The organism is Flavitalea plasmicola (assembly GCF_030546645.1).
Classification (GTDB): Bacteria; Bacteroidota; Bacteroidia; order Chitinophagales; family Chitinophagaceae; genus Puia.
On record NZ_JAUOTO010000006.1, the window covers coordinates 98,329 to 123,875 of the forward strand.

The following is a 25,547-nucleotide window of genomic DNA, read 5'->3' on the forward strand; positions in this document are numbered from 1 at the left end:
CGAAGGCTATAGATGTCGACACCGGACATATCCTATTTATTCGAATCCGCTCCCGCCGTGCAGATCGTCCGTATGCGCAATGCGCACTGGGTGATCCCATTCCTTTTCAAGGCATTCAAGACGGAGAACAGGCTCTCCCTTCCGGAACCCGGCCTCATCAGCCTCCTGGCCGAAGAGCTCCGCAATCACTCCGAAGGGACCGAAGACCTCGAAGAAGCCCGCATCGAATTCGGAGAGGATGAAGAAAGCCGCGCCCGCAAATACCTGCTCAACTGGGTACAGCGCCGCCTCCTCCAGGACTTCCCCGACGCCGAAGCCGTCACCCAATACCAGCTCAGCGCCCATACGGAAAAGCTCTTTCAATGGCTCCAGTCCCTGGAGAAAAGACAGTTCGTGGGCACCGAAAGCCGCTTCCGCTTCCTGTTCCAGACCCTCCGCGAAATGGTGGAATACACGGAAGACAATGCCGCCAAAAGACTGGAAGAGCTGAAGAACCGCAAGGCGGAAATAGACAAGGAGATCAAAAAGATCGAAATGGGTTTCAAACCCGAGATCTATACCAACGCCCAGCTGCGCGAAAGACTGGAATGGTTCACCCGCCTGAGCCATGAATTGCTGAGCGACTTCCGGGAAGTAGAAGACAACTTCAAATATATCCATCGGCACATCGTCGAGCAGCACACCCGCGCGGAGATCCATAAAGGCGCCATCGTAGGCTATGCCTTCGAAGCCTATGACGCCCTCCGCAAAAGCGACCAGGGTAAAAGCTTTTACGCCTTCTGGGATTTCCTCGTCTCCCGGGCAGGTCAGGAAGAATGGCGCCAGCTGACAGACCAGCTCGTCCAGCTCCTCCGGGACAGGGAGATCGCCGGCGACACGGACTTCGTCCAGGATATCAAATCCCTCCTGCTGCAGCAAGGCCGCAGCGTCTACGATTCCAACGATAGAATGGCCGAAAAGCTCAGCCGCATCATCACGGAAAAAGAGATCGCCCGCCACCGCCGCCTCCGCCAGCAGATCAGCGGCATCAAAGAGCTGGTCTTCCAGTTCATGGATGACAATCCCCCTACCTGCGGAATACAGCTGCACGAGCCCGTCCCCATCAAAATGAATATGGAGCGCCGCCTCAACCTCACGGAAAAACAGGCGGCGGGCGCCGTAAAGCAACCGTCCAATGCCAGGGAAAAAGTGGAAGACCTGCTCCGGTTCAACCGGCTCCTCAACACCAGCCACATCGACCGAAAAAAACTCTGGCAGAACGTGGAGGATGCCCTCCGCAAAAGGACCACGGCCACGCTTTCGGAGATCATCGGCTCCGCCGGCCTCCAGCACGGCGTGGCCGAAGTAGTAAGCTACTTCAGCTTCCTCCGCGAAAAAGCCAGCCGCGTTCAATCCATGCAGGAGATCACCGAGCTCATCCCCCTGGACGAAGAGAAGACCAAATTTATTGAAGTACCCTACCTGCTGTTCAGCAGGTAACCAAAAGCGTTTAAAATGGCCGTCGCAAAACAAAACATCTTACCATACACCCCCGTCCTCATCAAATTATTGAAAGGACCGGTGGAATATCTCGAAAAGTCCGCATGGGAACAGCTTATGCAATACCAGGTGGAGCTCACCCGCTTCCTCCAGCAGCTGGGCCTGGTCCTCGTCCTGGAAAAAGACGACGGCTATGCCTACCTGGAACAGCTGCGCCTGGACGAAGAGGACAACGTAGCCGGTTGGATCCGCCGTATCCAGCTGGGATATGACGAAAGCATCCTGCTGGTCCTGCTCCGGGACATGATGGCCGAGTTCGAAGTAGGGGAGGCCGGCGCCCGCGAGTTGATCAAAAAAAGACGGGAGATCAAGGAATATGCAGAGCTCTTCTTCAAGGAAAACCCCAGCCGCGTAAAATTCATCCGCGACCTGGACAGGCTCATAGACAAGGTCGAAGAGCTGGACTTCATCGAAAAAGTTGAGCCCGCCGATCTCTCCGACGAAGAAAAATTCCGTATCAAAAAGATCATAAAGGCAAAAGTAGACCACGAGATCCTTGAAAACTTTAAAAACCAATTGACGCAATATGCAGCTGGGCGTATTTAGTACCGACGAGGCCAAATCAGGCTTCCGATTGCAATACATGGAGATCTTCAACTGGGGCACCTTTGACGAGCATGTATGGAAGATCTCCCCTCAGGGTGAGACCTCTCTCCTCACTGGCGCCAACGGCAGCGGCAAGACCACTTTCGTGGATGCCCTCCTCACGCTCATCGTCCCGGAAAAGAAACACCGCTTCTACAACCAGTCTTCCGGCAGTGAAAAGAAAGGCGATCGCACCGAAGAATCCTATGTCCTCGGAGGCTATGGCAACATCAACACCAGCGATGGCCAGTCCAGCAAAACCCTCTACCTCCGGGAAAATAAAGAACAGGCCTACAGCATCCTGCTGGCGCATTTTTCCAACGAGGCCGAACAATATGTCACCCTCTTCCAGGTCCGCTGGTTCAGCGGTTCGGAAATGAAACGCGTCTTTGCCGTAGCGCACAAACCCCTTCACATCGAGGACGATTTCCGGCCCTTCGACCTGAACGGCGCCTGGCGCCGCCGCATCGACCAGCAATACAATAAAGGCAGCCGCAAACAGGTGGAATGGTTCGACGCCGCCAGCCGGTACGCCCAACGCCTGGTGGAAGTGCTCGGCATGCAAAGCATGCAGGCGCTCAGCCTCTTCAATCAGACCATGGGCATCAAGGTCCTGGGCGAGCTCAACGAGTTCATCCGCACCAATATGCTGGAACCGAAGAATATGGAGCAGGAATTCCAGGAGCTGAAGAAACATCTCTCCACCCTCTCCGACGCCCAGCGCAACATCGAAAAATCAGAAGAGCAGATCCGCATCCTCCAGCCCCTGGAAAAACACTACAAAGCCTTCCGCGAAAGCTCCGATCAGCTGCGGCAGATCCGGCAGGAGCTGGAAACCATCAGGGTCTGGAACAGCTATACAAAATATCATCTCCTGGACGAAGCCATCCGCGGCAGCGAAAAAGAGAGCCAGCAGCTGCGGGAAGAGCTGGAAAGCCTCCGGCAAAAGATCGCCGGTCTCCAGGAAGAAGAAAGGCAGACACGCAATCAGCTGGAGCAAAACAAGGCCGGCCAGCGCCTGCAGCAGCTGGAAAAAGACCTGGAAGCCCTGGGAAAAGAATATAAGGAGGCCGAGTCCTCCCTTCGCCAGTTTACAGAATGGGGTACTGCATTGCATCTGCCCGAATCCACGCCCGCGGACGAGCCGTCCTACCTTCGTATAAAGAAAGAGGCGGAACGCGCCGATAAAAGATTGGCCGGCGACATCCGCAACAACAATGAAGACCTGTTCGCCGCCCAGGACCAGCTGAAAAAGTCCGGAGAGGATAAGGCCCGCATCGAAGGCGAGCTCAACATCCTCCTGGAGAACAGGAATAATATTCCGGGTCATCTCATCCACCTCCGCAGGGAGATCTGCCAGGCCCTGAAGCTGGAAGAACATGAGCTCCCTTTTGCAGGCGAGCTGATGCAGGTCGCCGCCGCGGAAGCCGACTGGCAGCCCGCATTGGAAAAACTGTTGAACCCCTTGTCCCTGCGGCTGCTCATCCCCGATAAACAATATAAGAAGGTCAATAAGTTCGTCAACAACACCAACCTCCGGGCACGGCTCGTATACAATCACGTAAAAGACGTCGCCCTGCGGCAGTTTGCAGACGAAGGCACCGTTTGGCATAAGCTGGAGTTCCACCCGGAGCATCCCCTCAGCGCCTGGGTAAGCCAGCAGGTCATCCAGCTCTACAATTACAGCTGCGTCGAAAGCGAAAAAGCCCTGGAACGCTATGAGAAAGCCATCACGCTGAACGGCCTCATCAAGAATCGCGACAGGCACGAAAAGGACGACAGGCCGGAACGCAATGACCCCGGCCGCTATGTAATGGGATGGAACAACGAAAAAAAGAAAGCCGCGCTGCAGCACCGGCGCGCACAGCTGGTCTCCATCATGGAACAGGCCGGAGAGGCGCATCAACGCGCGGAGAACAAAGGACGCCGCCTGCAGGAACAGGTCTTTGCCGTCAAACGGATCCTGGAACATCCCGGCTTTAAGAACATCAACACCGCCCGCATCCAGCGGGATATGTATGGCATAGAGGAACAAATGGCGCAGCTGAAAAAAGGCAGCGATCAGCTCAAGGCATTGACCAAACAACTGGAAAGCATCCGCACCGCCATCACCGGCAGCGAAGCGGAAAAAGATGCCCTGGTCGGGCGGCTCCACCTGGGCGGTAGCGCCCTGGACCAAATGGAGAAAGAACGATTGGCCAGCAAACCCCTCCTCGATCTGCTGACAGACAATGATAAAGATCTTCTCTTACAGTTCCAGCAACACCATGCCGGAGCATTGACGGACTGCACGCTGGCCAACATCGACACCAAATGCCGGCAGCTGACGGCAGAGGCGGAAGGAAGCGCCCGCCAGCTGGAAGACAGCGTTCAGCGCGAAGGCCGCGAACTGGACCGCGCCATGATGCGCATAAAAAATCCCGCGCCCGAGATCATGCAGCGCTTCACCGATTGGATCGGCGATACCCAACAGCTGCCCACGGAACGGGAATACGCGGAAGAGTACCTGGAATGGCTGAACAAGCTGCAGACGGAAAATCTTCCCCGCTTCAAAAAAGATTTCGAACGCCTCCTGCATGACACCGCCGTGATAAAAATGGGCGTCCTGAATGAAGAGCTGGAAAGTTGGGAAAGAAAAATAAAGAACAGCATCTTCACCCTCAATGGCTCTTTGTCGGGGATTAATTTCAACCGGCTCCCGGACACCTATATCCAACTGGGCATCCGCCCCGTCACCGACACGGCCATTAAAGAGTTCCGGCACAGACTCCTGAATGCCCTGCCCCAGGCCGCCGACTGGCAACAGAACAGCTTCGAGGAAAAAGCCCTTCACTTCAAACAAAATGTACAAACGCTCATCAGCAGCCTGGAAGAAAATGAATCCCACCGCGCCAGGGTGCTGGACGTCCGCAACTGGTTCGAATTCTGGGCCGATGAAAAATTCAGGGAGACGCACGAGCTGAAGAAAACCTATCGGCAAATGGGCCAGCTGTCAGGCGGAGAAAAAGCCCAGCTCACCTACACCATCCTTTGCAGCGCCATCGCCTACCAGTTCGGCATCACCCGCGAAGGACGCAATGCAAAAAGCCTCCGCTTCATCGCCGTAGACGAAAGCTTTAGCAACCAGGACGAGGAAAAAGCCACCTATCTCATGGAACTTTGCAAACAGCTGCACCTGCAGCTGCTGGTGGTCACTCCCAGCGATAAGATCCAGATCGTAGAGGACTTTATCGCCCACGTCCATCTGGTGCAGCGGGTGAATAACAGGCATAGCATTCTTTTTAATATGACGAAAAAAGAGCTGAAGGAAAAGAAGGCATTGGCCCTGAACGAATAACAGCGCCTAACCCAACGCTAACACCTCAAAGCTCACCGCTCGTAGCTCGTAGCTCACAGCCCACGACACCCGGCCGCTTTTGTTAAAAACTATGCGCAGCGGCTGAATTTGACTAATTTTAGTGGATGAAGGTGATCCCCTGCATCCTCATCCTTTTACTGACAGCGACAGGACCTCTTTTTTCCCAGGGCCCCGCCGACTCCACTTTCTCATTGCTATTCAACGGCGGCCTCAGCTTCACCCATGCCAACGATCCGCACATCAATCGCTGGCTGGCCAAATACGGCTATCCCACGGAACCCCACGTCCCGTCCAGTCTCCATTTCGAGATCGGCGCCATGCCCGCAGGCTCCCGGCTGATGTATGTCATCCGGGTATCCACCATCAATTCCGGTAAGAACCTCACGTCCTTCAACCTCCTCGCCGGCCTGTATGGCGCGCTGGTAAAGCAACATAACTTTCTCCTGCTGGCAGGCGCCGGCATCGGCTTCCACAGGGATATCATCGCGCTGAATGGAGGCATGCCCCCTGAATACCAACAGCTGGCGGACCACTACCACAAACCCTTGGGTCTTCGAAGAGGCGGCCTCATCTTCGAGCCGGCCCTCCGCGCTTTCTGGTTCCCCGTCGCCATCCATAACGTACAGCTGGGCCTCTTCGCCAGCGCAGGCGCCGACATCGATTTCAACTCCCGGTGGCGCCTGGGATATTTCGACAACAGCCAGGGCCGGTCCAGCCATTTCAAAAGGTTGATAAAACCCGCCGACCAGCGACGGGTCAGCGAATATGGCCTGGCCTACAATGCCGGCCTGACCTTACGCGTTCATCTGCTTTAGAACTCCCCAAATTTCCCAAATCCGGAAAAACCTTCCGGCTGGTAGAAATCTTCCCATTACAATTTTTACGTATAATCTTGACTAATAGCTAAGTGTAAATTGGTACTTCTTTAGATACTGATGGAGCAGACCTAATCCGAATCCGTCAACCCTTCAATCTGATCCCGATGAAACATCTTTACCCGGCTTTTCAGCTCCGGTATTATTCATCACTCGTTTTACTAGTGGCCCTCGTTGCCGCAAATAGCAATACCGCTGACGCTCAAAGCTGTCCGCTGAATACCAATCAGTCCATCAGCACTTATCCCAACACCTTCTACCCGGCGAATCAAACTTACGTCAACGCTGGCAGCACTTCCATCAGCCTGGGTTCGGTGACGTATGGCGTCACCCCCATCAGCTCCGGCGACGTCCTGCTGGTCATCCAGATGCAGGGGTCGCAGATCAACTCCGCCAATACGTCCAGCTATGGCGACGGATCCGGGTCCGGTCGCGGTTATCTGAACAACAGCGCCCTGCTGGCGGGCCGCATGGAATTTGTCGTGGCCGCCAACAGCGTACCCCTCACCGGCGGTACACTCAACCTGGTCTCCGCCATTGGCAGCAGCTTTCAGAATACGGCTTTCGGCACCGACGGACAATATACGTACCAGGTGATCCGGGTACCATTATATTATGACGTAACCCTCGCCGCCAATATCGCCGCTCCCCGCTGGAACGGTACCAGCGGCGGCGTCATCGCGCTCTATGCCACCCATAATATCAACATGGCGGGCTTCACCATCGACGCATCCGGCCTCGGTTTCAGGGGCGGCGGCGGACGCGCGTTCAGCGGCTCCGGCACAGGCTCCAACGCGGACTTCATCACGCCGGCAACCAGCAATGCCAATGGCGGTAAAGGAGAAGGCATCGCCGGCACCCCCAAATACCTGAATAACAACAATACTTTTTTGGATGTCTCTTCCTTTGAAGGTTATCCCAATGGCAGCTACGGCAAAGGCGCTCCCGGTAATGCCGGCGGCGGCGGTACCGATGGCAACCCCGCCAGCAACAATGATGAGAACACGGGCGGCGGAGGCGGCGGCAACGCAGGCCTCGGCGGCAACGGAGGTAATGCCTGGAACTCCGGCGTCACCTCGGGCGGTAAACCCGGAGCAACTTTCGGCCAGGGCTCCCCTTCCCGCCTGATAATGGGCGGCGGCGGTGGGGCCGGCACGACCAACAATGGCACGGGCAGCCCCGGCAGCGGCTTCGCCAGCAGCGGCTCGGCCGGCGGCGGCATCGTCATCCTTTCAGCCAACGCGATCACAGGCTCGGGGACCATCAAAGCCAACGGCGGGTCAGCCAACATATCAGTGAAGAATGATGGCTCCGGCGGCGGCGGCGCAGGTGGCTCTATCCTCATCTATAGCAAGACGGGTTCCCTGACGGCACTCACGGTCACCGCTAAAGGCGGCAACGGCGGCAGCAATCAAATGACCGGCGGCGCTTCCCATGGACCCGGCGGCGGCGGCGGTGGCGGCGTCATTTATTCCAATATGACCCTCGGCGGCAGCAGCTCCGTAGCCGGCGGCAGCGCGGGAACGACCAATGGCAACACCATCAACTATGGCGCGACAGCCGGCGGGGTCGGCACGCTTTCCCAGACCATCACCCAATCCCAGACGCCCGTTTTCCCCATTTCCTGTGTAGTATTGTCCGTGGAATTCCTGGACATCGCCGCTGTACAGAACAATGACGTCAACACCATCACCTGGCAGGTAAGCCACGAGATCAATACGCTGGAATATGTCGTGGAAAAAAGCACGGACGGCAGGAGCTTCCGGGACATTGGACATGTAGCTTATCAGCCCGGCGCCTCTTCCGGCAAGCAATATACGTTCAATGACAACGAAGGCATCACCGGCGCGGGCGCAGTCTACTATCGTATTCGTCAGACAGAAGCCTCCGGCGAAAATCAATACAGCAAGGTCGTCTCCCTTCAAATGAACGGAAAGACCAGCACCCTGACGGTCTTCCCCAACCCCGCCAGGTCATCCGCCACCGTAACTTTCGTCGCAGCTTCCAATGCCGACGTCAGCCTGCGCCTGTTCGACCTGAAGGGCAGCCAGGTCTGGCAAAAACAAACCCGGGTGAGCGCAGGCGCTAACGCGATCCTCCTCGACCAGCTGGGAACAATACCCAATGGCATCTACCTGCTGCAATGGTTCGACGGGCTGAAGCCGCAACAACTGAAGCTGCTGGTGAATCACTAAGGGCACATACCACAGGACGCAAAGGGCGGATCATACGATCCGCCCTTTCTTATATGGAACACTGCGTGTGCGAATCCGGACAGTTTATTATAGCCAGCAAACCTCAATTGATTGATTCGTAGTTCGTAAACAACCCGGCACCCTTCTGGCTGTCATTCAGCTATACTCCAAAACACAACGCATGTTCAGAAGCTATTTCAAGACTGCCCTGCGCAACCTGCAAAAGAACAAAACTTTGTCCTTTATCAACATCGCCGGTCTGTCAATAGGCATGACCGTAGCCCTGCTGATAGGGCTTTGGATCTGGGATGAGTTCTCTTTTGACAAATACCATCAGAACTACGCCCGCATTGCGAGGGTTATGCAGCAGGAGACCTATAATGGCTATGTAAGCACGGGAGAAGCCATCCCCCTGCCACTGGAGGCCGAAATAAGAAAGAATTATGGCCGGGATTTCCGGCACATCGTGATGACTGCCTGGACCAGTAACCATGTGCTGATCACGGCCGACAAAGAGGTCACCTTTTCCGGCAATTTTATAAGCTCGGAAGGCCCTGAAATGCTAACGCTCCATATGATCAGGGGTACCCGCAACGGCCTCAAAGGCCCTTCTTCCATACTGATCTCCCGGTCAGTTGCCACCGCCTTGTTTGGCGAGGCCGATCCCATGGGCCAGCTCATCAAGCTGGATAACAACGCCGCTTTTACGGTGGCGGGGGTATACGAAGATCTTCCCCTCAACACCACTTTTCACAATCTCGCCTTTATGGCCCCCTGGGATTACTTCGTTAGTTCGACAGGCTGGGTCAAAAAAGCCGCCACCGATTGGAATGATGATTCTTTCCAGATGTTCGCGCAGATAGCCGGTAATGAGGACATGGCCAGGGTCTCGGAAAAAATAAAGGATTGTAAGCTCCATAACGTGGACCGTGAAAAGGCCAGGTTCCGGCCCACGATCATCCTGCAACCCATGAGCAAATGGCATTTATATTCGGATTTCAGGAATGGGATCAACACGGGTGGCGCGATCCAGTATGTCTGGCTATTCGGCATCATCGGGATGTTCGTGCTCCTGCTGGCGTGTATCAATTTCATGAACCTCAGCACAGCGCGCAGTGAAAAAAGAGCGAAGGAAGTAGGCATACGGAAGTCCCTGGGCTCCCTCAGAGCACAATTGATCAGCCAGTTCTTTTGCGAGTCCATGCTGATGGCGATACTGGCATTCGCCTTTTCGCTGCTATTGGCAGCGCTGGTAGTGCCGTTCTTCAATGAAATTGCGGACAAAAAGATGACCATCCTTTGGGGCAGCCCCGCCTTCTGGCTGGCCTGTGCTGGGTTCACTTTATTTACAGGATCGATCGCGGGCAGCTATCCGGCCTTATACCTGTCCTCTTTCAAGGCGGTGAAAGTATTAAAAGGAACTTTCAAGGCCGGCTGGCTCGCTACCAGTCCACGCAAAGCCCTGGTCGTTCTCCAATTCACCGTCTCCGTCGTCCTGATCATCGGAACGATCATCGTTTTCAAACAGGTGCAATTTGCACGGAACAGGCCGGTAGGGTACAGCCGGGACGGGTTGATCGTTATCGAAGAGTCGAATGATGAACTGCACGATCGGTTCAATGCAGTACGCACCGGCCTGCTGTCCACCGGCGCCGTCACAGAAGCCGCAGAATCATCCAGCCCCACCACAGGGGTGGAAAATGGGCGCAGCGGCCTGATATGGAAAGGCAAAGACCCGGCAATGACGGATCATTTCGGGAACATCCGCGTGACAACGGGATATGGAACCACCGTCGGCTGGCAGTTCGTCGCGGGAAGGGATTTCTCCAGCCAGTATCTCACCGATTCATTCGCCCTGGTATTGAATGAAGCCGCCGTAAGATACATGCATCTGCAAAACCCCATAGGGGAGACCATCCGCGGCATCGGGAAAAAAGATTTCCATGTCATCGGCGTAGTAAAAGACATGGTGATGGAGTCCCCGTTCCAGCAGGTAAAGCCGACGATCTTTTACATCTCAGAAAGCGGATTCGCATACGTCAACATCCGGATCAATCCGAACGTCAGCACCCGCGAGGCGCTGCAAAAGATCGCAGCAGTCTGTAAAACTTATTCCCCGTCCGTCCCCTTCTCCTACAAATTTGCAGACGAAGAATATGCCCGGAAATTCAGGACCGAAGAGCGCATTGGCCAACTGGCCGGCATCTTTGCATCACTGGCCGTCTTCATCAGCTGCCTCGGCTTGTTTGGCATGGCCACCTTCATGGCAGAGCAACGCATTAAGGAGATCGGCGTCCGCAAGGTCCTGGGAGCAACCGTATTCAATCTGTGGGGTCTCCTGAGCAAAGACTTCATCACCCTGGTCGGCATCTCCCTTTTGATAGCGATCCCCATCGCCTATTATTGCATGGACAAGTGGCTGCAGCACTATGCTTACCGTTCCGGTATGCCCTGGTGGGTTTTCGCGTCCGCCGGCGCTGGGGCACTGCTGATCACCCTCCTGACTGTAAGCTACCAAAGCATTAAGGCGGCATTGACCAATCCCGTAAACAGCCTGCGATCGGAATAATTTTTCAATTACTTACTGTATTGAGTAGTTTATTGACATGATTGTCTATCATGTTACAGCATATTTCCACGGGATCTCCTGAAAAAAAACAGCCCCCATAGAAATGGGGGCCCGCGTAACTATTAACTACTATTAACACATTATGTAACCACAAATCCTATAAAAAACGAGACCTATTGTCGATTAATTAAAAGTTTGCTGCTCTCATGCGTGCCATCCGCGGCAGACACATACAGCACATACAGACCCGATGCCACCTGCTGCAGGGGAAAGGTCACGATTGTACCTGCACCGCCCGCCACGCTCTTTTCCTGTAACACAGCACCTGTCTGGCTTACAAGACGGACATTGACAGTCGCCGTGCTCGTGCCGCCCAGCGTAACATTCACGTAATCCTTCGCCGGGTTGGGGAAAAAGCTGATATGGCTTACCGCCGTTCCCTGTATGGCCTTTACTTCACTGTAAACGGCGCTCCCATCCAGGTCCACCATCTTCAGCCGGTAGTAGCTCGTCCCGGAAAGAAGGCTCATATCCGTGAAACCATAGCCGGAAACCGATGCGCTATTCCCCTTGGCGTTCACCGAGCCGATCTTGCTCCAGCTGCTACCATCCGCGCTGCGTTCGATCTCAAATCGGCTGGCGTTCTGTTCCATCGCCGTTTCCCACGTCAGCTGGGCAGTGCCGTCCCCATTGCTCCGGGCAGTAAATCCCGTGAGGGTCACAGGCAATGTATTGCCCGGCAGTGTACCTCCGTTTGCAAGGGTGGCGGGTCCGTAAAGCGCCGGGCTGGAACAGGCGTGCTGCCCGGGGCCGCCGCAATTCATCGTGCTGCTGGAGGTGGAATATGCCTTGGGAGTCGCTGCATTGACGCTATTGGCGGGCGACGCACTATAGCTCGACCAGTTGTAATAAGCATTATTGGTATTGCCCACCACCACCGTAGAGGCGCCATAAAGGCTCAGCGAAGGGCCGCTGACAGTGAAAGCCGCTGTGCTGGCCAGGCTGCCGTCACCAATGACGATCTTGCTGCCGCTCGACAACCTCATCAGCGTGCTGGCGCCCCCCGTGGAATACATGGTGGCATTATCAAGCAGGTTCACCTTGCTGTTTACCAGGTCCACCTGGTAGCTGGTGTTGAAATAAGATCCGTTGTTGAAAGTGAAAGTGGCCCCATCCAGGGACAAAGGCGCATTGACGATCACTTTGCCGTCGTTGCCATAGATCTGAAAAGCAATATTTTTAAAGAGGGTGGTGACGACGCTACCCGCATACTGGATGTTCAGGGTCTTGTCCGTCATGGAAAGATTTCCGCCTTCGAAAGTACAGTTCTGACAAGTGACGGACTGATCGATGGTCAGCGTCACGCCGGAAGAGATGACAATGGAACAATTGGCGCATGTATTGGGCAGCACAGCCGACCAGCTCTTGTTGGAGGTGATCAGGTAGCTCGTTTGCCCCAGGACGGAGCCTGTAGTGAGGAAAGAAAGGGCAAGAAGGGCGATCAGGTAATATTTTGTTTTCATACGAGTACTTTTAAGACAGGTAAAGTATTACCAAGGCAATGCCATTCTTATAAGTACTTGTATATCAAACTAAAACACATATTCCCCATCCCGGGAACTTTCCAGTATCAGGAATAAATTCCAAAAAAGGGCATTTTTCCCCGTTCAGTCAGGTCGTCCCGTTGCGGCTCACCATTTCACTGATCAGTTCAGCGACCAGGGAGGTCCAGCCGGTCTGGTGGCTGGCCCCCAGGCCATGGTTGGTATCGCCATGGAAATATTCATAGAACAGCAGCAGGTGCTGGTTGCCCGGCCGCTGGTAGAACCAATTGTATTTGCCATGCAGGGGCCGCTTGCCGGCTGCATCCGCATGGAAAAGACTCACCACCCGCCGGGTCAGCTCGTCGGCCACCTGCTCCAGGTTCAGCTGTTTTCCCGATCCCACCGGGTACTCCACCAGCAGGTTGTCGCCGTAAAACTTCCCGTATCTCCGGATAGACTGAATAATGAGGTAATTAATAGGTATCCACACCGGTCCTCTCCAGTTCGAGTTGCCGCCAAAAAAATCCGAGGTGCTGTCACCCGGATCATATTTGATATGATAGTCGATGCCCCCGATATTGATCGTGTAGGGATGCTGCTCATGATGCTTGGACAGCGCCCTGATCCCCCCGGAAGAAAGGAACTCGGCCTCATTCAGCAGTCGCGCCAACAGGTGCACCAATCGCTTTTGCGGCACCAGCGAGAGCAGGATCTGCTCGCCGTCACTATGCTCCTCGTTGGGCCAGTAGCGCTTGTTCTTCAGCCGGTAGCTTTCAAACCAGTTGATCCGCTTTTTAAAGTCCACCAGCTTCGCCAGCGTCTTCTTTTCGATGATCGATACGGCGAATAAGGTGGTTAAGCCCACGATGGATTGTATCCGCAGCTGCGTCGGATGACCCGCGATAGACAGCGTGTCGTAAAAGAACTTATCCTCCTCATTCCACATGCCCTGCTCGTTCAACGCCTCCGCGATCAGCACAAACTGCTCGAAGAACTTGGTCGCCGTGTCCTCGAAAGACTCATCCTTCATCGCGATCTCCAGCGCCATGTCCATCATGTTCAGGGCATACATGCCCATCCAGCTGGTGCCATCCGCCTGCTCCAGCTGCATATCCCCACCCAGGTGGTGACTGCGGTCGAAGACCCCGATATTATCCAGCCCCAAAAAGCCGCCTTCGAACATATTATTGCCGTTGGCATCTTTTCGGTTGATCCACCACGTAAAATTGATGAGCAGCTTCTGGAAGATGCGCTTCAAAAACCCGATATCTCCCTTTCCCGTCCGCTCTTTTTCTATCCGGTAAACTTCCAGCGCCGCCCAGGCCTGCACCGGCGGATTCACATCGCTGAAATTCCATTCATAGGCCGGGATCTGGCCGTCCGGCTTCATATACCACTCCCGCATGATCAGCAGGAGCTGGTGCTTGGCAAATACGGGATCCACGAGTGCCATGGAAATGCTTTGAAAAGCCAGGTCCCAGGCGGCATACCACGGATATTCCCATTTGTCCGGCATGGCGATGATATCCTGGTTCTTCAGGTGCTTCCATTCATGGTTGCGGCCATGCAGCTTGCCGGCATTCACCGGCGTGATCCCATCGCTCGACGTCAACCACCGCTCCACATCATAGTGATAATATTGTTTGCTCCAGAGCAGTCCCGCCAGCGCCTGCCGCTGGACATTCGCCATCTCCGGTGTGATCCTGGGCGGAAGGATGGATGCGTAAAAAGCGTCCGCCTCTTCCTTACGGGCTGCAAATATGCCCGTCGTCCCGCTGGAAAAAGGACTTTCAATGATCTTATTGCTGAGACGCAGCGTAATGGTGCGCGAGCCCCCGGCCTCGATCTCATAATGATACACGGGCGCAAATTTGGTTCCTGACCGTTTCTGTTGCAGCGCCTCCAGGTCCTTCTTATGAATGATGGCTTCATGGAACGCATCCTTCACAAAGGGCGTCTTATTCGGCGTCCCCGACATTTTTTCCGTATTGGTCTCGTTCTCCGTGAACAGGCAGTACTGCGGCTGCTGAAAATACAGATAGTAAGGTCCCAGCCGGCTATGCGAGGCCTTGACCGAATTCCTGTCCCTTGCCGTGATCACAGGCTTTTTTTCCAGCCCGTCATAATTCCAGCGGTTATAGAACCACAAGGTCGGCAACACCGTGATCTCTGCCGCTTTCGGCCCCCTGTTGTGTAAATGGATGCGGATGAAAATGTCCCTGGCATTCTGCTTGGCATACGTGATGTTGACATCGAAATACTCGTCCTTGTCAAAAACACCCGTGTCCAGGAGCTCATATTCCGGCTCCTCTTTCGAGCGCTTCCGGTTCTCCTCCAGCAGCTGCTTATAAGGGAATTCCTGTTGTGGATATTTATACAGGTAATCCATGTAATAATGCGTAGGCGTATTATCGAGATAATAATACAGCTCTTTCACATCTTCCCCGTGATTACCTTCCTTATTGCCCAGGCCGAACAGCCGCTCCTTCAGGACCGGGTCCTTCCCATTCCACAAAGCCACCGCAAAACAGAGATTTTGAAAAAAGTCGGAGATCCCCGCCAATCCATCTTCTCCCCAATAGTAGGTGCGGAAATGCGACTGGTCATAAGGGAAATAATGCCAGGCATCGCCATAGGCGCTGTAATCCTCTCTCACCGTTCCCCATTGTCTTTCGCTCAAATAAGGTCCCCATTGCTCCAAAGGTATTTTTTTGGCGGCGTTAACCGCCAGTCGTTGATGTTCTGCCGTCATGTTAAAAGGGTTCACTCGTGGTTACTAAAATTGCCGCACAGTGGACTTTTCCAATGGAGTCCATTTGCGGCAAGCATCTGGCCACGGCAATCGTCATTCAGCCGTCAAGTTACTAAGTTCGTGCCGGAAATATTAAATGTTTGCCCGGCATTCTCCCTTTCGCTAACTTTACTTGTGGTAATGCTGCTTCCCTAGAAACAGGCTGCTCCACACTTTTATTATATTTTTGCCCATTTTAACTCTATAATTTGACTTTTAAAGAATTCGGACTGAATGAGAGCCTGCTGGAAGGCATCGATGCCTCTGGATACGAAAATGCCACTCCGGTACAGGAGCAGGTGATCCCGCTGATCCTCGCTGGTAAGGACATCATTGCTTCCGCCCAGACCGGCACCGGCAAGACCGCCGCTTTTTTGCTTCCCATCATCAATAAGTTGCTCGCCTCCCGCATAGACGACCAGGTCAATGCCCTCGTCATCGTTCCCACCCGGGAACTGGCCGTACAGATCGCACAAAACCTGGAAGGGCTGGCCTACTTTACGGAGATCAGCTCCATCGCCGTCTACGGCGGCGGAGACGGCAGCAACTTCACCAATGAAAAACAGGCGCTTTCCCGTGGCGCCGACATCGTCATCTGTACCCCCGGACGCATGATCGCCCACCTGAACATGGGCTATGTCAGGCTGCAGGGCCTCCAATACCTTGTACTGGACGAAGCCGACAGAATGCTGGACATGGGCTTCTACGATGACATCATGAAGATCATCTCCTTTCTGCCCCCTAAAAGACAAAACCTGCTCTTCTCGGCCACCATGCCCGTCAAGATCCGCGATCTGGCCAAAAAGATCCTCCATGAGCCCGAGGAGATCAATATCGCCATCTCTAAGCCTCCCGCGAAAATTGTACAGCGGGCCTTCATCGTATACGATGCGCAGAAGATCCCCCTGGTAAAGGATCTGCTGAAATCCACCAACTTCAAAAGCATCCTCATCTTCTGCTCCAAGAAGCATAATGTGAAACAGCTGACCATGGACCTGAAGCGGGCCCGCTTCAATGTGAAAGAGATCCACTCCGACCTGGAACAGGCGGAACGGGAAGAAGTATTGCTGGAATTCCGCAGCAGGCGCCTGCAGATCCTCGTCGCAACGGATATCCTTAGCCGTGGTATCGACATCGATAACATCGACCTGGTGGTCAACTACGACGTGCCCAACGACGGCGAAGATTACGTCCATCGCATCGGCCGTACCGCCCGTGCCGAAACGGACGGCGTTGCCTATACTTTCGTCAGCGAAAAAGAGCAGAATAAATTCAATACGATCGAGCAGCTCCTGGGATCACCCGTTCCGAAGGCCGAAGTGCCCGAACAGTTTGGACCTACCCCCGAATATAATCCCCGAAAGTCCCGTCGCACAGGCGGCGGCGGTGGTGGCGGCCATAGGCAGGGTGGTGGTGGCAAAAGCAATGGAAAACGCTTCCAGCCCCAGCATCAACGCAGGAACAACAATGGCCAGAACAGCGCGGGAAGACAGGGAGGTGGCGGCGGAAGAAGCTCCGGGCAAGCCGGCTGATATTTCTTATCTCAGAAGAAAGTCCAGCCCCATCCCAGCAACAGGCAAACCAGCACGATCAGTGGCGAAGGCAGCCGGCTGTTATTCAGCAGCAGGAATGTCCCTACTATCACCCCCAGGTTGAGAAAAAGGTCCGTCCAGCTCTCGGAAGACATATCCTTCATCATATAGCAGGCCGAAGCGATCATGATTCCCACTACCACTGAATTAATACCCTCCAGCGCACGATATACCACTGCGTATTTTTTCAGGTTATGCCAGATGGGAAAAAAGAAAAGCACCAGCAGCGCGCTGGGCAGGAAGATGCCGGTCGTCGCTATAAAACATCCCAGCACCTGCATCCCGGTCCCCTTATCCTTCATGGCCATCCCTCCCATAAAAGAGGTCACGGAAAACACCGGCCCCGGAATCGCCCGGGCCATGCCCGCCCCGGAATAAAAGTCTTCCCGGTTGATACGAATGATATTAGGATTCCGGTGAATGAGGTTTTGTGATTCCGGGCGAACTACGAATTGTTCGTACATCATGGGAATCAATACGTTACCTCCCCCGAAAACCAGACTGCCAAAGCGATACGTGTTCTCGAAAAGATTCAGTGGCCGCCGGTTCGGCCAATTGTTCTTCCGGGCTAATTCACTGCCTGCGCCGGCAAGGAGGAAAATAATGGCAAACAGCCAGATATTCCCCCACTTGATCTTCTTCGGCATCAGCTCTTTTTGCGGGATCCGCCGGTCGCTGAGATTGGTGACAAATCCGCCCAATACCAGGAGGATAGGAAAGATCCACGGCGTCTTGAAAAGGATAAAAGTAGCCACCGCGCTCACCAGCAGGATGACGCGGGTGATCGTATTGTGTATGGATATGCGGAACGCTTTGTACGCACCATAGGAGATGAACCCCACCGTCATCGGCGCTACAAATCGGAAAAGCGCGGCCGTCTTCAACGTCCGCTCATTGACATAGGCGATAAAAAAGGAAAAAGCCCCCATCAGGATACAGGCCGGCAATGTCCAGATGATCAGTGTCAGCATCGCCAGGACAACGCCCCCTCTCTTATAACCGATAAGCGTCAGCGTCTGGGTGGAGCTGGCGCCAGGCAGCAGCTGGCAAAAAGCGCTGTAATCCATCAGTTCCGCCTCGGTGACGTCCCTGCGTTTGCCGACAAACGTCTTCATCATCATCCCCATATGTCCTTGTGGACCGCCAAAAGCAGAAATACTGTGCAGGAACACCGCCTTGAGGAATGCAATATGTCGGAATAAAACTATCACGGTGTTGTCCGGGTGCGCGTAGTAAACTTTTAATAAGTGTACAATTTATGGCTTGTTGAAAACATGAACAAAATCAATCGATGAACCATCCATTTAAATCCGCTAATTAGTAACTTGATCTAAATTACTGACCTTCGGTCAACCGACCCGTGGTCGGTTCTGCATAAACCAAACCAATCAACACATGAGAAAATTCCTGCTTTCCCTCGCCGGCATTTTATTGCCCGCAATGTACATCCTCGCACAAAAAAAAGACATGACTTTGCTCATCAGCGCCGCTGCCGATAAGATCGAGCCAAAGACCATTGCATGGAGAAGGGATTTTCACGAACATCCCGAGCTGGGCAATCGCGAGGTCAGAACAGCAAAGATCATTGCCGACCATCTCCGCTCCCTGGGACTGGAAGTAAAGGAAGGCGTGGGCAAGACCGGCGTGGTCGGTATCCTTCGCGGAGCAAAGCCTGGTCCCGTCATCGGTCTGCGTGCGGATATGGATGGACTTCCCCTGGTCGAAAGAACCTCCCTGCCATTTGCTTCAAAAGTAAGGACCACCTACAATGGCCAGGAGGTAGGCGTCATGCATGCCTGCGGACATGATTCGCACATCGCCATCCTCATGAGCGTCGCCGAAGTTTTGGCGGGCATGAAACAGGAGCTGAAAGGGACGGTGAAGTTTGTGTTCCAGCCGGCAGAGGAAGGTCCTCCCACAGGCGAAGAGGGTGGGGCGCCCCTGATGATCAAAGAAGGAGTGCTGGACAATCCAAAAGTAGAGGTGATGTTCGGCCTTCATATTAATTCGGCTACGGAGTCAGGTAAGATAAAATATCGCAGCGCCGGCGCCATGGCTGCTTCCGATTGGTTCACCCTTAAAGTAAAAGGCAAGGGCACGCACGGATCACAACCCTGGGGAGGCATCGATCCCGTCGTCGTTTCCGCGCAGATCATCACAGGACTGCAGACCATCATCAGCCGGCAAACGGAACTGACGAAAGATCCCGCCGTCATCAGTGTTTGCGTCATCAAAGGGGGCATTCGCTCGAATATCATACCCGAGGAAGTAGAGATGTTAGGCACGATCCGAACGTTGGATACGGCCATGCAGCGCGATATCCACGAGAAGATGCAAAGGACAGTCACCAAGATCGCTGAAAGCGCTGGAGCCACTGCCGAGCTTAGTATAGAGAATAAGACCCTTATCACTTATAACAACCCCGGGCTGGTGAAGAAAATGCTTCCCTCACTGCAAAAAGCAGCAGGAGAGGACAATGTCACCTGGATCGATGCCATGACAGGGTCGGAGGATTTTTCTTTCTTCGGCGATAAAGTGCCGTCCTTCTTTTTCTTCCTGGGGGGAATGAAGAAAGGCCAGGATCCCCACACCGCCTTTCCCCATCATACGCCCGACTTCTACATCGATGAAGCCGGTTTCAAGACAGGCGTAAAAGCCTTCTGCCAGTTGGTAGTGGACTACGCGGGTTCGAACTGATCCTCTTTCCCCGACACCTGTTGTCCGCCTCTAACGGTCGCTTTGCCACGAGATCTATTGTCCTTTCCTCCTTAACTTTACGGAATGGACATCGAATCATTGAGAGAATATTGCCTGAAGAAAAAGGAAGCCGAAGAAACCTTTCCTTTCGGCGACACCACGTTGGTATTTAAGGTGAGGGGAAAGATGTTCCTGCTGGTGTCCCTCGATAATCCCGTCCTGCAGTTCAATGTAAAATGCGATCCCGAGAAAGCCATCGAATGGAGAGAACAGTTCCATGCCGTCCAGCCCGGCTATCACATGAATAAGAAAATGTGGAATACAGTCATGGTCGATGGCAGCATACCTGCCCGCACCCTGCGGGAAATGATCGATGACTCTTATATGCTGGTGGTAAGATCCTTGCCGAAGAAATCACAGGAAGGACTTTTATAGACTCCCTTGCCTATCTATAATATCCATTTCTTTCAATTTCCTCCCTTACCGCATCCGGCACCAGGTAGCGTATTGACTTTCCTTCCTTGATGTTTTTTCGTATGTGCGTAGCCGAGATCGGCAGGAGAGGAGCATCCAGGACGGTAACTTTCCTGGCCTCCGGAAAAGAGAGCAGCGTCTCGTGCCCGGGACGCTTATATACATAAACGGGAAAATTCTGTAATAGCCAGCTGTAATTCTTCCACTTTGGAAGGTTCTGGAAGCTGTCACTCCCCATGATGATAGAGAATTGATAAGCGGGAGCAGGATATTTTTCCTGGAGATAGGCAAGGGTATCCACTGTGTAAGATGGCTTGGGTAATTTAAACTCGATATCAGTGGCCTTAAGCCGGTTTTCCCCTTCAATGGCCGCCTGTACCAGGAAGAGCCGGTGGTATTCATTCAGTAGGGTAGCGGATGGTTTCAAAGGGTTTTGCGGAGAGACCACAAACCAGATCTGGTCAAGGTCAGTATTCTCCAGCAAATAGTTCGCAATGATCAGGTGCCCATGGTGAATGGGGTTAAAAGATCCGAAGTAAAGCCCTATCTGCATTAGTACGCCTCCTCCTCCATAAATATATTATCCGCCTCGTCCAGGCGAAGACTTAGGTTATATCCTGCCACTGTGATTGAGATAGGATCACCCAGGGGGGCGACCTGTTCCACCCGGATCAGTTCCCCGGGTACACAACCCATTTCCATTAGCTTAAGGAATAGTTCATTCTTTTCAAAAGAGTGGATTCTCGCTACGGTTCCGGGTTCTAACTCTGATAATCGCTTCATTTATTAGTATTTTCTCAATCCTTTGTAAAGGTACGTTTTATCGCTTGTGGACGAAATCCTTCCTGGACAACGGCAACCCATTGACTTTTATTAATTTTACCCTGAAGTATTTCAAATCATCCTTCAAAAAATTCATTCCTTCACGGAAATGCCATCAAATATGTCCCTTTCTTCTCCTGTTCAATTTCATTTCCTGGAAGGAGCCCATCTCCTTACCCAACGTACTCATTTAAAGTCGTTTATCTCCAGCCTGTTCAAAAGGGAAAAGAAAAGGCTGGCTGGGATCCACTACATATTTTGTTCTGATGATTATCTATTGGAAATTAATCGGCAACACTTAAAGCACGATTATTATACAGACATCATCACCTTTGACCTCTCTGATCCCGGTAAACCTACAAACGCAGAAATCTATATTAGTGTTGACAGGGTGAGGGACAATGCACGGCAGTTTAAGACTTCTTTAAGGAATGAATTACATCGGGTTATCTTTCATGGAGCCCTCCACTTATGCGGATACAAAGATAAAAAGCCAAAGGACCAGGCAATTATGAGGAAAATGGAGGAAAAATATCTGGCCTTATACTTTAAGTAAAGGAGGAACGTTCCACGTGGAAACATCCTCCATTCACAATAATTATCAAAGAATGTAGTTCCACGTGGAACTATTCATCGCAGTTTTCAAAGGATCTCCCACCGTTCCATAAACTATCACCCTCTCTCCATCCTGGTACTTAAGCACCCCACACCCGGATAGACGCCCATGCCCCCTTGAACAATTCGCTCCACAGCCCGCCAAAAGGATTTTACTTCATTCATCCTCCATCCTCTTCGCGATCCATATCCCATAAACCTTCCCCATTCTTACTAGCATTTCCCCCCTTCTACATCCTAAACCTACCCCTTCCTCAATCCCCTATATAAAGTACCTTTGCATCTTATGTTCCCTTCATATGATATTATTGTAGTCGGCGCTGGCCATGCCGGATGTGAAGCCGCCGCCGCTGCCGCCAACCTGGGCTCAAAGGTTCTCCTCATCACCATGAACATGCAGACCATTGCGCAAATGAGCTGCAATCCTGCCATGGGTGGCATTGCAAAAGGCCAGATTGTTCGGGAGATCGACGCCTTGGGCGGCTATTCGGGTATCGTCACAGATAAGAGTATGATCCAGTTCAGGATGCTCAATCGCTCGAAAGGACCCGCCATGTGGAGCCCAAGAGCACAAAACGATCGCATGCTATTTGCCGCCACCTGGCGGGAAATGCTGGAGAATACCCCCAATGTTGATTTCTACCAGGACATGGTCAATGGCATCCTTGTTAAAAACAACCAGGTTCATGGGGTCATCACGGGTCTCGGACATAAAATAGAAGCAAAGGCTGTGGTGGTAACCAGCGGAACTTTCCTCAACGGAGTGATCCATATAGGCGAAAAGAGATTTGGGGGTGGGAGAGTGGCGGAAAAAGCATCCACCGGTATAACAGAACAGCTGGTATCCCTGGGATTGGAAAGCGACCGGCTCAAAACAGGGACTCCCCCCAGAATAGATGGAAGAAGCCTGGACTATACAAAGATGGAAGAACAAAAGGGAGATGAAGAGATCGTAGGCTTCTCTTACCTCGATGTTCCAAAACCCGCCCGGCAAAGAAGCTGCTGGATCACCTACACCAGCCCCGCCGTACATGATATTCTCAAAACAGGTTTCGACAGAAGTCCCATGTATACAGGTCGCATCGAAGGGGTAGGTCCCAGATACTGTCCAAGTATTGAGGATAAGATCAACCGGTTCGCAGAAAGGGAAAGGCACCAGCTCTTCATCGAACCCGAAGGCTGGAATACCGTAGAGATCTACGTCAATGGCTTCAGCACCTCCCTTCCCGAAGAAGTACAATACCAGGCATTGAAAGAAGTGCAGGGTTTTGAGAGCGTCCGGATCTTCCGGCCGGGATATGCCATCGAATATGACTACTTCCCACCCACCCAGCTGACCCATTCGCTGGAAACAAAATTATTGCAGAACCTGTTCTTTGCCGGTCAGATCAACGGAACCACCGGCTATGAAGAAGCCGCCTGCCAGGGTCTTATGGCTGGCATCAATGCCCATCAGAAAGTACGTGCCCTGGAACCTTTCATCCTGAAAAGGAGCGAAGGGTATATCGGCGTGCTTATCGACGATCTCATCAGCAAGGGCACGGAAGAACCTTACCGCATGTTCACTTCGAGGGCCGAGTTTCGCACCCTCCTTCGCCAGGATAATGCCGACCTCCGCCTGACTGAAATGAGCTACAGGTTGGGACTCGCATCACAGGAAAGGATGGATAAAACAATCGCCAAAAGATCCGGCGTAGAAAAAATAAAAGAGATCCTGAAAGAATACTCCCTGGATCCGGTGGAATCGGAACAATTCCTGCAGGCAAAAAATTCAGCCGTCCTTACCCAAAAACAAAAAGCCATCCAAGTATTGCTGCGTCCCAATATCGATCTGCCCTCCATGATCCGCTCTATCCCCCGGCTCCAAAATGCCTTCGATGATTTCAATGCCGAGACGATCGAGCAAGCGGAGATCCAGGTAAAATATGACGTGTACATTGAAAAAGAAAAAGAGCTGGTACAAAAGATGGCCCAGCTGGAAGACCTGCTGATCCCGGACAATTTCAATTACGATCGCATCTCTTCACTCTCCAATGAGGCCCTGCAGAAATTCAAACGCGTCCGTCCCCGCACGCTCGGCCAGGCTAGCCGCATCAGCGGCGTCAATCCCAGTGACGTGCAGATCCTGATGGTCTATATGGGAAGATAATTTAATACGAACCACCCGAAATAGAAATAGGCTCCCAAAGAGCCTATTTTTTGTTATATCACATTGAATATCAATTATTTAACTAATAATCCCACCTGCTCAACCAATATCACAATCCATATTGCGCGCTGATTTCCAACATTCTATCGATTGGCTTGCGCGCAGCCTTCATCAGCGTTTCATCCATGATCAGCTCCGGCTTCTCATACTTCAAACACAAATACAGCTTTTCCAGCGTATTGAGTTTCATGTGAGGGCAATCATTGCAAGCACAGCTATTGTTCGGGGGCGCAGGTATAAAGGTCTTCTGGGGAGAGGCAAGCTCCATCTGGTGCAATATACCGGCCTCTGTAGCCACTATGTATTCCTGGGCGTCATCCCGCTGCGTATATTTCAACAAGCCCGTGGTTGAGCCTATGAAGTCCGCTATGCGCAGGATCGGCTCTTCACATTCGGGATGTGCGATCAGCTTCGCCTTGGGATGCCGGATCTTGAGTTTCGTGATCTTCTCCAGGCTGAATATCTCATGTACCATACAGGCGCCATCCCAAAGCAACATGTCCCTGCCCGTCTTCTTGATCAGGTAAGCGCCCAGGTTGCGGTCCGGCGCGAAAATAATAGGCTGGTCCCTGGGTACGCTTTCCACGATCTTCTCCGCGTTCGACGAGGTGCAGATAATATCGCTCAGCGCCTTTACTTCCGCCGAACAGTTGATATAGGAAATGACGATATGATCCGGGTGCTTCTCTTTAAATGCCTTGAATAAAAACCCCGGCGCCGAGTCAGCCAGCGAACACCCCGCCTTCAGGTCCGGCAACACCACTTTTTTCTGCGGGTTGAGGATCTTCGCTGTTTCCGCCATGAAATGCACACCCGCAAAAAGGATCAGGTCCGCCTTGGTTCCCGCCGCCTGCTGCGCCAGTCCCAGGCTATCCCCCAGGTAATCCGCCACATCCTGGATATCCGCCTCCTGGTAATAATGCGCAAGAATGATCGCATTTTTTTCCTTTTTCAGCACCTCGATCTCCTTGAAAAGATCCAGCTCCGGCGAAACATCGATATCCAAAAACCCTTTTTTCTCCAAATTCGCCACTGCGGTATCCATGTTAATATCTACCATAGTATTTAATAATATTTATTTATTTATAAAAATAGCTATTACTATTAGGATGGTGAATTCGTGGATAAGAATTTCTATTGGGTATTGGAATACAACGATATCCATACTTATTCACAGCATTCCACAATTACTTAACAATGAATAACCCTGTTTGGATCGATGTTTCGGGTGCTTTTCCACCACAGTGGAATAAATAAGTGTCCGGAAAAGATTTTTGGAGCGCAGCTGTTAGCGAAGGTGGAATAACTGTGCATTTGTACACCCGGATGCCTCCGGAACCTTCCCCGCTTAAAGTTATTACCTAACTTATCCCAAATTCGAAGGCCCCGGAACATGGGTTATCCACGAAAAAGGGCGCTTATTCATATTCAGGTGTTAACTAGGGTTTCACGCCAGGCCGGGCATAGGCCGGGAGGATTGTTGATAAACGTTCCACACCTGCGAAAGCATTAGGCTTATAAAAAAAGCCCGACAATACCAAAACGGAGTATATATGAATTTGTTTTTTAAGCGCACTAAAATATTCTTCAGACACCCGGTGCCACCCCCTGAAAAACCCCTGCCCGATATTTTTGAAACCCAGCACAGCAGGCGGTTTCGCCTATTTTCCACAATTTGTTCA

Annotated in this window: 17 protein-coding genes; 11 read left to right on the forward strand and 6 right to left on the reverse strand. The window is 52.7% G+C overall.

Features of this window, described 5'->3' with window-relative positions; translation table 11 throughout:
- The first annotated feature begins 12 nt into the window (after positions 1 to 12).
- The 6 genes from Q4E93_RS22150 (at position 13) to Q4E93_RS22175 (ending at position 11,121) form a co-directional block, all read left to right on the forward strand.
- Positions 13 to 1,479, forward strand: a complete 1,467-nt coding sequence (locus Q4E93_RS22150; RefSeq protein ID WP_303589000.1) for a DUF3375 domain-containing protein — start codon at positions 13 to 15, stop codon at positions 1,477 to 1,479.
- A 15-nt stretch (positions 1,480 to 1,494) separates the two neighbouring features.
- A complete protein-coding gene (locus tag Q4E93_RS22155) occupies positions 1,495 to 2,085 on the forward strand; it encodes a DUF4194 domain-containing protein (RefSeq protein WP_303589002.1) in 591 nt (196 codons plus the stop codon).
- Positions 2,066 to 5,461 carry an ATP-binding protein gene (locus Q4E93_RS22160; RefSeq protein ID WP_303589004.1) on the forward strand — a complete coding sequence of 1,132 codons (3,396 nt, stop codon included), beginning with the start codon at positions 2,066 to 2,068 and terminating at the stop codon, positions 5,459 to 5,461. Before Q4E93_RS22155 ends, Q4E93_RS22160 begins: the two co-directional genes overlap by 20 nt.
- Before the next feature lie 125 nt (positions 5,462 to 5,586).
- Positions 5,587 to 6,297, forward strand: coding sequence for a hypothetical protein (locus Q4E93_RS22165; protein ID WP_303589006.1), 711 nt, complete (start codon positions 5,587 to 5,589; stop codon positions 6,295 to 6,297).
- A 167-nt stretch (positions 6,298 to 6,464) separates the two neighbouring features.
- Positions 6,465 to 8,552: a T9SS type A sorting domain-containing protein gene (locus Q4E93_RS22170; protein ID WP_303589008.1), complete on the forward strand. Its 2,088-nt coding sequence runs from the start codon at positions 6,465 to 6,467 to the stop codon at positions 8,550 to 8,552.
- Between the two features lie 181 nt (positions 8,553 to 8,733).
- The gene (locus Q4E93_RS22175; RefSeq protein ID WP_303589010.1) at positions 8,734 to 11,121 is read left to right on the forward strand and encodes an ABC transporter permease; all 2,388 of its coding nucleotides are present in this window, start codon (positions 8,734 to 8,736) and stop codon (positions 11,119 to 11,121) included.
- A gap of 173 nt (positions 11,122 to 11,294) precedes the next feature.
- On the opposite strand, the gene Q4E93_RS22180 is transcribed toward Q4E93_RS22175, so the two are convergent.
- Entirely contained in the window at positions 11,295 to 12,644 is a 1,350-nt protein-coding gene (locus tag Q4E93_RS22180; protein ID WP_303589012.1) for a T9SS type A sorting domain-containing protein, read from the reverse strand.
- A 148-nt stretch (positions 12,645 to 12,792) separates the two neighbouring features.
- Complete coding sequence (locus Q4E93_RS22185) at positions 12,793 to 15,417, reverse strand: MGH1-like glycoside hydrolase domain-containing protein (protein ID WP_303589014.1); 2,625 nt, start codon at positions 15,415 to 15,417, stop codon at positions 12,793 to 12,795.
- 248 nt (positions 15,418 to 15,665) lie between these two features.
- Between Q4E93_RS22185 and Q4E93_RS22190 the strand changes: the two genes are divergently transcribed.
- Positions 15,666 to 16,988 carry a DEAD/DEAH box helicase gene (locus Q4E93_RS22190; protein ID WP_303589016.1) on the forward strand — a complete coding sequence of 441 codons (1,323 nt, stop codon included), beginning with the start codon at positions 15,666 to 15,668 and terminating at the stop codon, positions 16,986 to 16,988.
- A gap of 11 nt (positions 16,989 to 16,999) precedes the next feature.
- On the opposite strand, the gene chrA is transcribed toward Q4E93_RS22190, so the two are convergent.
- Entirely contained in the window at positions 17,000 to 18,259 is a 1,260-nt protein-coding gene (gene chrA, locus Q4E93_RS22195; RefSeq protein ID WP_303589018.1) for a chromate efflux transporter, read from the reverse strand.
- Positions 18,260 to 18,443: 184 nt separating this feature from the next.
- Between chrA and Q4E93_RS22200 the strand changes: the two genes are divergently transcribed.
- Positions 18,444 to 19,745 carry an amidohydrolase gene (locus Q4E93_RS22200; protein ID WP_303589020.1) on the forward strand — a complete coding sequence of 434 codons (1,302 nt, stop codon included), beginning with the start codon at positions 18,444 to 18,446 and terminating at the stop codon, positions 19,743 to 19,745.
- Between the two features lie 84 nt (positions 19,746 to 19,829).
- A complete protein-coding gene (locus Q4E93_RS22205; protein WP_303589022.1) occupies positions 19,830 to 20,180 on the forward strand; it encodes an MmcQ/YjbR family DNA-binding protein in 351 nt (116 codons plus the stop codon).
- Between the two features lie 10 nt (positions 20,181 to 20,190).
- On the opposite strand, the gene nadD is transcribed toward Q4E93_RS22205, so the two are convergent.
- On the reverse strand, positions 20,191 to 20,772 hold the full coding sequence (nadD, locus tag Q4E93_RS22210) for a nicotinate (nicotinamide) nucleotide adenylyltransferase (protein WP_303589024.1): 582 nt from the start codon (positions 20,770 to 20,772) through the stop codon (positions 20,191 to 20,193).
- Positions 20,772 to 21,002, reverse strand: a complete 231-nt coding sequence (locus Q4E93_RS22215) for a FeoA family protein (protein WP_303589026.1) — start codon at positions 21,000 to 21,002, stop codon at positions 20,772 to 20,774. The genes nadD and Q4E93_RS22215 overlap by 1 nt, the downstream gene beginning before the upstream one ends.
- 160 nt (positions 21,003 to 21,162) lie before the next feature.
- Between Q4E93_RS22215 and ybeY the strand changes: the two genes are divergently transcribed.
- Together ybeY and mnmG are read left to right on the forward strand one after the other, a co-directional pair.
- Complete coding sequence (gene ybeY / locus Q4E93_RS22220) at positions 21,163 to 21,597, forward strand: rRNA maturation RNase YbeY (protein ID WP_303589028.1); 435 nt, start codon at positions 21,163 to 21,165, stop codon at positions 21,595 to 21,597.
- A 345-nt stretch (positions 21,598 to 21,942) separates the two neighbouring features.
- The gene (gene mnmG, locus Q4E93_RS22225; protein ID WP_303589031.1) at positions 21,943 to 23,805 is read left to right on the forward strand and encodes a tRNA uridine-5-carboxymethylaminomethyl(34) synthesis enzyme MnmG; all 1,863 of its coding nucleotides are present in this window, start codon (positions 21,943 to 21,945) and stop codon (positions 23,803 to 23,805) included.
- 109 nt (positions 23,806 to 23,914) lie between these two features.
- Here mnmG and nadA read toward each other — a convergent pair whose 3' ends face one another.
- A complete protein-coding gene (gene nadA / locus Q4E93_RS22230) occupies positions 23,915 to 24,925 on the reverse strand; it encodes a quinolinate synthase NadA (protein ID WP_303589033.1) in 1,011 nt (336 codons plus the stop codon).
- Between the last annotated feature and the right edge of the window lie 622 nt (positions 24,926 to 25,547).

What these genes read in the sequence shown, in the direction of transcription:
- Q4E93_RS22215 (WP_303589026.1), bottom strand. Translation starts at nt 21,002, where the DNA reads ATGAAGCGATTATCAGAGTTAGAACCCGGAACCGTAGCGAGAATCCAC.
- Q4E93_RS22170 (WP_303589008.1), top strand. Translation starts at nt 6,465, where the DNA reads ATGAAACATCTTTACCCGGCTTTTCAGCTCCGGTATTATTCATCACTC.
- Q4E93_RS22175 (WP_303589010.1), top strand. Translation starts at nt 8,734, where the DNA reads ATGTTCAGAAGCTATTTCAAGACTGCCCTGCGCAACCTGCAAAAGAAC.
- Q4E93_RS22205 (WP_303589022.1), top strand. Translation starts at nt 19,830, where the DNA reads ATGGACATCGAATCATTGAGAGAATATTGCCTGAAGAAAAAGGAAGCC.
- ybeY (WP_303589028.1), top strand. Translation starts at nt 21,163, where the DNA reads ATGTCCCTTTCTTCTCCTGTTCAATTTCATTTCCTGGAAGGAGCCCAT.
- Q4E93_RS22180 (WP_303589012.1), bottom strand. Translation starts at nt 12,644, where the DNA reads ATGAAAACAAAATATTACCTGATCGCCCTTCTTGCCCTTTCTTTCCTC.
- Q4E93_RS22165 (WP_303589006.1), top strand. Translation starts at nt 5,587, where the DNA reads ATGAAGGTGATCCCCTGCATCCTCATCCTTTTACTGACAGCGACAGGA.
- nadD (WP_303589024.1), bottom strand. Translation starts at nt 20,772, where the DNA reads ATGCAGATAGGGCTTTACTTCGGATCTTTTAACCCCATTCACCATGGG.
- mnmG (WP_303589031.1), top strand. Translation starts at nt 21,943, where the DNA reads ATGTTCCCTTCATATGATATTATTGTAGTCGGCGCTGGCCATGCCGGA.
- nadA (WP_303589033.1), bottom strand. Translation starts at nt 24,925, where the DNA reads ATGGTAGATATTAACATGGATACCGCAGTGGCGAATTTGGAGAAAAAA.
- Q4E93_RS22200 (WP_303589020.1), top strand. Translation starts at nt 18,444, where the DNA reads ATGAGAAAATTCCTGCTTTCCCTCGCCGGCATTTTATTGCCCGCAATG.
- Q4E93_RS22150 (WP_303589000.1), top strand. Translation starts at nt 13, where the DNA reads ATGTCGACACCGGACATATCCTATTTATTCGAATCCGCTCCCGCCGTG.
- Q4E93_RS22155 (WP_303589002.1), top strand. Translation starts at nt 1,495, where the DNA reads ATGGCCGTCGCAAAACAAAACATCTTACCATACACCCCCGTCCTCATC.
- Q4E93_RS22160 (WP_303589004.1), top strand. Translation starts at nt 2,066, where the DNA reads ATGCAGCTGGGCGTATTTAGTACCGACGAGGCCAAATCAGGCTTCCGA.
- Q4E93_RS22185 (WP_303589014.1), bottom strand. Translation starts at nt 15,417, where the DNA reads ATGACGGCAGAACATCAACGACTGGCGGTTAACGCCGCCAAAAAAATA.